This window comes from Caulobacter sp., assembly GCF_035254145.1.
GTDB lineage: Bacteria > Pseudomonadota > Alphaproteobacteria > Caulobacterales > Caulobacteraceae > Caulobacter.
In genome coordinates this window covers 1-6,408 of the sequence record NZ_DATFAV010000265.1, presented here as the reverse complement: position 1 = coordinate 6,408, position 6,408 = coordinate 1, and the positions used below count along the sequence as shown (strand labels likewise).

The window sequence follows — 6,408 nt, the reverse complement described above, 5'->3', positions numbered from 1 at the left end:
AAAGGAAAATGGGCGAGCCGCGCCCTCCCCGGGATGGGGATGGCCACAAGCTTGACATTGCGGCGCCTGGAGAGCGCCACGGTGCGGTGGCGTCTTAGGGGCATGAAGCTGCGCGCACCTCTTTTCGCCGCCCTGGCGGCCGTCGCTATCACCGCCGTCTTCGCGCGCCCCGCGCCGGCCGGGACCGGCCCCATCGTGGTCCCGAGCGCCCGCGGCGGCGACACCTTGGCGGTGCTCTATTCCGGCGACGGCGGCTGGGGGCCGCTCGACCAGCAGCTGGCGCGGCGCCTGGCGGACAACGGGGTGCCGACCGTCGGGATCAATTCCCTCGCCTATTTCCGCCGCGACCGCACGCCCGACGAGGTCGCCTCGGACCTGGCCGCCAGCCTGCGGACGTATGAACGCGCCTGGGGGCGCAACCGGGTGGTGCTGATCGGCTACTCGTTCGGCGCCGACGCCCTGCCCGCGATCATCCCCCGCCTGCCGCCCGAGCTCCGCGCCCAGGTGGATCATGTGGTGCTGATCGGCGCGGGTCCCGAGGGCGACCTGCGTTTCCATCCCGTCAGTTGGCTGAACCTCGCGCCGCGCGACGCCTTTCCGGTGGCGCCGGTGATCGCCGCGCTCAAGGACGTCAAGGTCACCTGCGTCTATGGCGACAGGGAGCGGCGCGACATCTGTCCCGACCTGCCCGACGGCATGGTCGCCAAGATTCGCCTGCCCGGCGGCCACCACTTCAACGGCGACTATGCGGCGCTGGGCGACGCGGTGTTGCGGGCCAGTCGTTAGAGGGGGGCCGCCAGTCCATATCTGGCCGCCAGCCAGCGCGTGATCGGTCGCGCGTCGGTCAGGAACGACAAGCCGTTGGCCGACTGGATCTCGCCATGCGGACCGGCGTCGGCCGAGGGGGCCGCCAGGATCAGGGTCGGAGCGTTCTGATGGGCCTCGCCCAGGCGATCGACGAGGGCCGGGCGCGGGCGAGGATAGTCCACTCGGACGATGTCGAGCATGTCGCGCAGCTGCGGAAAGGTCGCGAGATACCCCTCCATCATCGCGCAGTCGGGACAGAAGCGGAGCGCGCCGTCCTTCTCGAAGCTGGTGTTCAGCAGATAGAGCGTGTCCTTGGCCATCGCACCGGTCCGTAGAAAGCAAAACGGCCCCGACGCGCGGCGCGCGGGGCCGGAAGCGAAGAAGCCCGCCGGTGAGGGCGGGCTTCTCTGAGTTTGCTAGAGGTCCAGCAGCAGGCGCTGCGGGTCTTCCAGAGCTTCCTTGACCTTGACCAGGAAGGTCACGGCGCCGGCGCCGTCGACGACGCGGTGGTCGTAGGACAGGGCCAGGTACATCATCGGGCGGATCTCGATCTTGCCGCCCACCACCATCGGACGCTCCTTGATGGCGTGCATGCCCAGGATGCCCGATTGCGGGGCGTTCAGGATCGGCGTCGACATCAGCGAACCGTAGATGCCGCCGTTGGTGATCGTGAAGGTGCCGCCTTGCATGTCCTCGATGGACAGCTGGCCGTCGCGGGCCTTCTTGCCCAGGGCGCCGATGGCCTTTTCGATCTCGGCCAGGTTCAGGACGTCGGCGTCACGAACGACCGGAACCACCAGACCCTTGTCGGTGCCGACGGCGACGCCGATGTCGTAGTGGTTCTTGTAGACGATGTCCGCGCCGTCGATCTCGGCGTTGACGTCCGGCACCGCCTTCAGGGCGGCGACGACCGCCTTGGTGAAGAAGGACATGAAGCCCAGCTTCACGCCGTGGCGCTTTTCGAAGACGTCCTTGTACTGAGCGCGCAGCGCCATGACCGCCGTCATGTCAACCTCGTTGAAGGTCGTCAGCATGGCGGCCGTGTTCTGGGCTTCCTTCAGGCGGCGGGCGATCGTCTGACGCAGGCGCGTCATCTTCACGCGCTCCTCGCGCTCGTGCAGGGCGCGCGGCGCGGCCGGAGCGGCGGCCGGGGCCGGCGCCGAGGCGCGGGCTTCCAGGGCGGCCAGGGCGTCGCCCTTGGTCACGCGGCCGTCCTTGCCGGTGCCGGCGACCTTCGAGAGGTCCAGGCCGCTCTCGGCGGCGATGCGGGCCGGGGCCGGGCTGACCGGCGCGGCCGCCGGAGCCACGGCGGCGACCGGAGCCGGGGTCGGCGCGGGAGCCGGCTTCGGCGCTTCAGCAGCCTTCGGCGCAGCCGCGGCCGGAGCGGCCGAGGCGGTCGCGCCTTCGGTCACCACGCCCAGGATCGTGCCCGGAACGACCGTCGCGCCTTCCTCGGCGCCGATGGCCGAGAGCACGCCGTCAGCGGGCGAGGCCACTTCGAGGCTGACCTTGTCGGTCTCCAGCTCGACGAGGATCTCGTCCTTCTTCACGGCCTCCCCGGCCTTCTTGGTCCAGCGGGCGACCGTCGCTTCCGTGACGGATTCGCCGAGGGCGGGGGTCATGATGTCGGCCATGGGGCTTTCCGATGTCTCTCTTGTTTGGTCCGGCGGATACTAGCGCGTGGCGCTCGCGATTACGCGAAGGCCTCGTTGAGGAAGGTCTCGAGTTCTTTCAGGTGGCGGCTCATCAGGCCAGCGGCCGTGGAGGCCGAGGCCGGACGACCCACATAGCGGGCGCGCTTGGCCTTGATGTCCAGCTTGTCCAAGGTCAGCTCCAGCCACGGATCGACGAAGGTCCAGCCGCCCATGTTCTTGGGCTCTTCCTGGCACCAGACCAGGTCGGCGTTCTTGAACCTTCCGAGCACGCTCATCAGCGACTTCATCGGCCACGGATAGAACTGCTCCAGGCGCAGCAGATAGACGTCGTCGCGGCCGGTCTTGGCGCGCTGGTCGACCAGGTCGAAGTAGACCTTGCCCGAGCACAGGATGACGCGCTTGATCTTGTCGTCGCTCTTCAGCGTGATCCCGCCGACGTCGCAGCCGGCCTCGGCGCCGTCCACCATCACGCGGTGGAAGGCCGAGCCCTCGGCGAAGTCCGCCAGGTTCGAGACGGCGCGCTTGTGGCGCAGCAGGCTCTTGGGGGCCATGACGATCAGCGGCTTGCGGAACTCGCGGTGCATCTGTCGGCGCAGGGCGTGGAAGTAGTTGGCCGGCGTCGTGCAGTTGACGACCTGCATGTTGTCTTCCGCGCACGACTGCAGGAAGCGCTCCAGGCGCGCCGAGCTGTGCTCGGGGCCCTGGCCTTCATAACCGTGCGGCAGCAGCATCACGAGGCCGCTCATCCGCAGCCACTTGCGCTCGCCCGAGCTGATGAACTGGTCGATCACCACCTGGGCGCCGTTCACGAAGTCGCCGAACTGGCCTTCCCACAGGGTCAGGGTGTTCGGATCGGCCAGCGAGAAGCCGTATTCGAAGCCCAGCACCGCCTCCTCCGACAGGGCCGAGTCGATCACTTCGTAGTTGGCCTGGCCGGCGCGGATGTTGTTCAGCGGCGTGTAATGTTCCTCGGTCGTCTGATCGACGATGTCCGAGTGACGCTGGGTGAAGGTGCCGCGCACCGAGTCCTGGCCCGACAGGCGCACCGGGATACCCTCGTCGAGCAGGGTGGCGAAGGCCAGGTGCTCGGCGGCGCCCCAGTCGATGCCTTCGCCCTTTTCGAACGCGTCCCGGCGGTTCTCGATCGCGCGCTTGACGGTCTTGTGGGCGTTGATGCGGTCCGGGATCGTGGTGATCTGGCGGCCCAGTTCCAGCAGACGGGTCTTCGGGAAGGCCGTCTTGCCACGGCGATCCTCGTCGCCCGGCAGGGTCAGGCCGGCCCACTTGCCGTCCAGCCAGTCAGCCTTGTTGGGCTTGTAGCTCTTGCCGGCGTCGAATTCCTTGTCGAGGAAGGTCTCGAACTCGGTGACCCAGGCGTCGGATTCGGCCTGGGAGATCACGCCCGCGCCGATCAGGCGGTTGGCGTAGAGCTCGCGGGTCGGCGGGTGACCCTTGATCTTCGCGTACATCAGCGGCGACGTCATGGTCGGATCGTCGCCTTCGTTGTGACCGAAGCGGCGGTAGCAGACCATGTCGATGACGACGTCCTTACCGAACTTCTGCCGGTACTCGGTCGCGACCTTCGAGGCGTAAACGACCGCTTCCGGATCGTCGCCGTTCACGTGGAAGATCGGGGCCTCGACCATCAGCGCCATGTCGCTGGGATAGGGCGAGCTGCGCGAGTAGCGCGGGCTGGTCGTGAAGCCGATCTGGTTGTTGACGATGAAGTGGATGGTGCCGCCCGTGCGGTAGCCCTTCAGGCCCGACAGGGTGAAGCACTCGGCCACCACGCCTTGGCCGGCGAACGCGGCGTCGCCATGCAGCAGCAGCGGCAGCACGTGGCCGCGGCCCGCGTCCGGCGTCTCGCGCAGCAGGAAGGCCTGCTTGGCGCGGGCCTTGCCGATCACCACCGGGTTGACGATTTCTAGGTGCGAGGGGTTGGCCGTCAGCGACAGGTGGACCTTGTTGTCGTCGAACTCACGGTCCGACGAGGCGCCCATGTGATACTTCACGTCGCCCGAGCCCTCGACGTCCGAGGGCACCGACGAGCCGCCTTGGAATTCGTGGAAGATGACGTGGTAGGGCTTACCCATCACGGCGGCCAGCACGTTCAGGCGACCGCGGTGCGGCATGCCCAGGACGATATCCTTCACGCCCAGCGCGCCGCCGCGCTTGATGATCTGCTCCATGGCCGGGACCATGGCCTCGCCGCCGTCCAGGCCAAACCGCTTGGTGCCGGGGAAGCGCTTGTGCAGGAAGCGTTCGAAGCCCTCGGCCTCGATCAGCTTCTTCAGGATGGCGACCTTGCCCTCCTTGGTGAAACTAATCTCTTTATCCCGACCTTCGATGCGCTCCTGCAGCCAGGCCTTCTCGGCCGGGTCGGAGATGTGCATGTACTGCACGCCGACATTGCCGCAGTAGGTGCGGCGCAGGATGTCGAGCATCTCGCGGATCGTGGCGGTCTCGATGCCGAGCACGAAGTCGAGGAAGATCGGGCGATCGTAGTCGGCCTCGGAGAAGCCGTAGGTGGCCGGATCCAGTTCCGGGGCCGGCTTCGGCGGCTCCAGGCCCAGCGGATCGAGGTTGGCGGCGAGGTGGCCGCGCATCCGGTAAGCCCGGATCATCATGATGGCGCGCAGGCTGTCCAGCGTGGCGGCGCGGACGGCCTCGGACGAGGCGCCGGGGGCCTTGCCCTCGACGGCCTTGGCGATCTTGGCTTCGACGGCGGGGGCGACGCTGGCCCATTGACCGTCCAGGGCCGACAGCCAGTCCGGACGGACGGACGGCACCTTCTTGGGCGTCCAGGCCGGGTCCTGCGCGGCGCGCTTAACCTGGTCGGCCTGCTCGGCGAGGCTCGCGAAGAAGGCGTTCCATGAGGGCTCGACCGAGCCGGGATTCTCCGCCCACTGGGCATAGAGATCCTCCACGAAGGCCGCGTTGGCGCCGTAGAGGAAGGAGGTCTCGGTCAAGACCTGATTGATGATGCCTGCGTCGTCCGCCATCGTCTTCGCCTTAAGATCCGTTTACGCCCCGTAACCCATGGGTCGTAAATATAGTCTCTTCATCGCCGGGCGCCCGTCGCGCGACAGGGCCCAGGTGATTTTTTCGGATCGTCGACTGGCGGTCGCAAAAAACCTGGGCCCCGCGCGGGGCGGGGTTTCGGTGTTCTAGTTAGCCCTTCAGGACCTCAAGCAGGGTTTCGCCCAGCTTGGCCGGCGACGGCGAGACGCGGATGCCCGCCTCTTCCATCGCCGCGATCTTGTCCTCGGCGCCGCCCTTGCCGCCCGACACGATCGCGCCGGCGTGGCCCATGTGACGACCGGGAGGAGCCGTGCGACCGGCGATGAAGCCGACCATGGGCTTCTTACGGCCGCGCTTGGCTTCGTCCTTCAGGAATTGAGCCGCTTCTTCTTCGGCCGCGCCGCCGATTTCGCCGATCATGACGATCGACTTGGTGGCTTCGTCGGCCAGGAACATTTCCAGGACGTCGATGAACTCGGTGCCCTTGACCGGGTCGCCGCCGATGCCGACGGCCGTCGTCTGGCCCAGGCCCGCGTTGGTGGTCTGGAACACGGCTTCATAGGTCAGGGTGCCCGAGCGCGACACGACGCCGACCGAACCCTTCGAGAAGATCGAGCCCGGCATGATGCCGATCTTGCACTCACCAGGCGTCAGGACGCCGGGGCAGTTCGGGCCGATCAGGCGCGAACGCGAACCCTGCAGGGCCTTCTTGACCTTGACCATGTCCAGCACCGGGATGCCTTCGGTGATGCAGACGATCAGCGGGATCTCGGCTTCGATGGCTTCCAGGATCGAGTCGGCCGCGAAGGGCGGCGGGACGTAGATCACCGAGGCGTCGGCGCCGGTGGCTTCCTTGGCTTCGCCGACGGTGTCGAACACCGGCAGGCCGATGTGCGTTTGACCGCCCTTACCCGGGGTGACGCCG

At 67.6% G+C, this 6,408-nt stretch carries 5 protein-coding genes; 1 reads left to right on the top strand and 4 read right to left on the bottom strand.

Annotation, left to right across the window (positions count from 1 at the left end):
- The first annotated feature begins 102 nt into the window (after nucleotides 1-102).
- Entirely contained in the window at nucleotides 103-786 is a 684-nt protein-coding gene (locus VJ655_RS16230) for an AcvB/VirJ family lysyl-phosphatidylglycerol hydrolase (protein ID WP_324112849.1), read from the top strand.
- Here the strand turns inward: VJ655_RS16230 and VJ655_RS16225 are convergent.
- From VJ655_RS16225 to sucD, 4 genes are all read right to left on the bottom strand, one after another.
- Nucleotides 783-1,127, bottom strand: a complete 345-nt coding sequence (locus VJ655_RS16225) for a DUF3088 family protein (RefSeq protein WP_324112847.1) — start codon at nucleotides 1,125-1,127, stop codon at nucleotides 783-785. The two genes, VJ655_RS16230 and VJ655_RS16225, sit on opposite strands and share 4 nt — an antisense overlap.
- Nucleotides 1,128-1,223: 96 nt before the next feature.
- Entirely contained in the window at nucleotides 1,224-2,441 is a 1,218-nt protein-coding gene (gene odhB, locus VJ655_RS16220; protein WP_324112845.1) for a 2-oxoglutarate dehydrogenase complex dihydrolipoyllysine-residue succinyltransferase, read from the bottom strand.
- A 59-nt stretch (nucleotides 2,442-2,500) separates the two neighbouring features.
- On the bottom strand, nucleotides 2,501-5,464 hold the full coding sequence (locus tag VJ655_RS16215; RefSeq protein WP_324112843.1) for a 2-oxoglutarate dehydrogenase E1 component: 2,964 nt from the start codon (nucleotides 5,462-5,464) through the stop codon (nucleotides 2,501-2,503).
- Between the two features lie 169 nt (nucleotides 5,465-5,633).
- Nucleotides 5,634-6,408 (bottom strand): succinate--CoA ligase subunit alpha (gene sucD, locus VJ655_RS16210; protein WP_324112841.1); only part of this gene is annotated, 775 nt, incomplete at its 5' end.

Excerpts from the sequence above, each read along its gene's own strand:
- VJ655_RS16230 (WP_324112849.1), top strand. The coding sequence starts at position 103 with ATGAAGCTGCGCGCACCTCTTTTCGCCGCCCTGGCGGCCGTCGCTATC.
- VJ655_RS16225 (WP_324112847.1), bottom strand. The coding sequence starts at position 1,127 with ATGGCCAAGGACACGCTCTATCTGCTGAACACCAGCTTCGAGAAGGAC.
- odhB (WP_324112845.1), bottom strand. The coding sequence starts at position 2,441 with ATGGCCGACATCATGACCCCCGCCCTCGGCGAATCCGTCACGGAAGCG.
- VJ655_RS16215 (WP_324112843.1), bottom strand. The coding sequence starts at position 5,464 with ATGGCGGACGACGCAGGCATCATCAATCAGGTCTTGACCGAGACCTCC.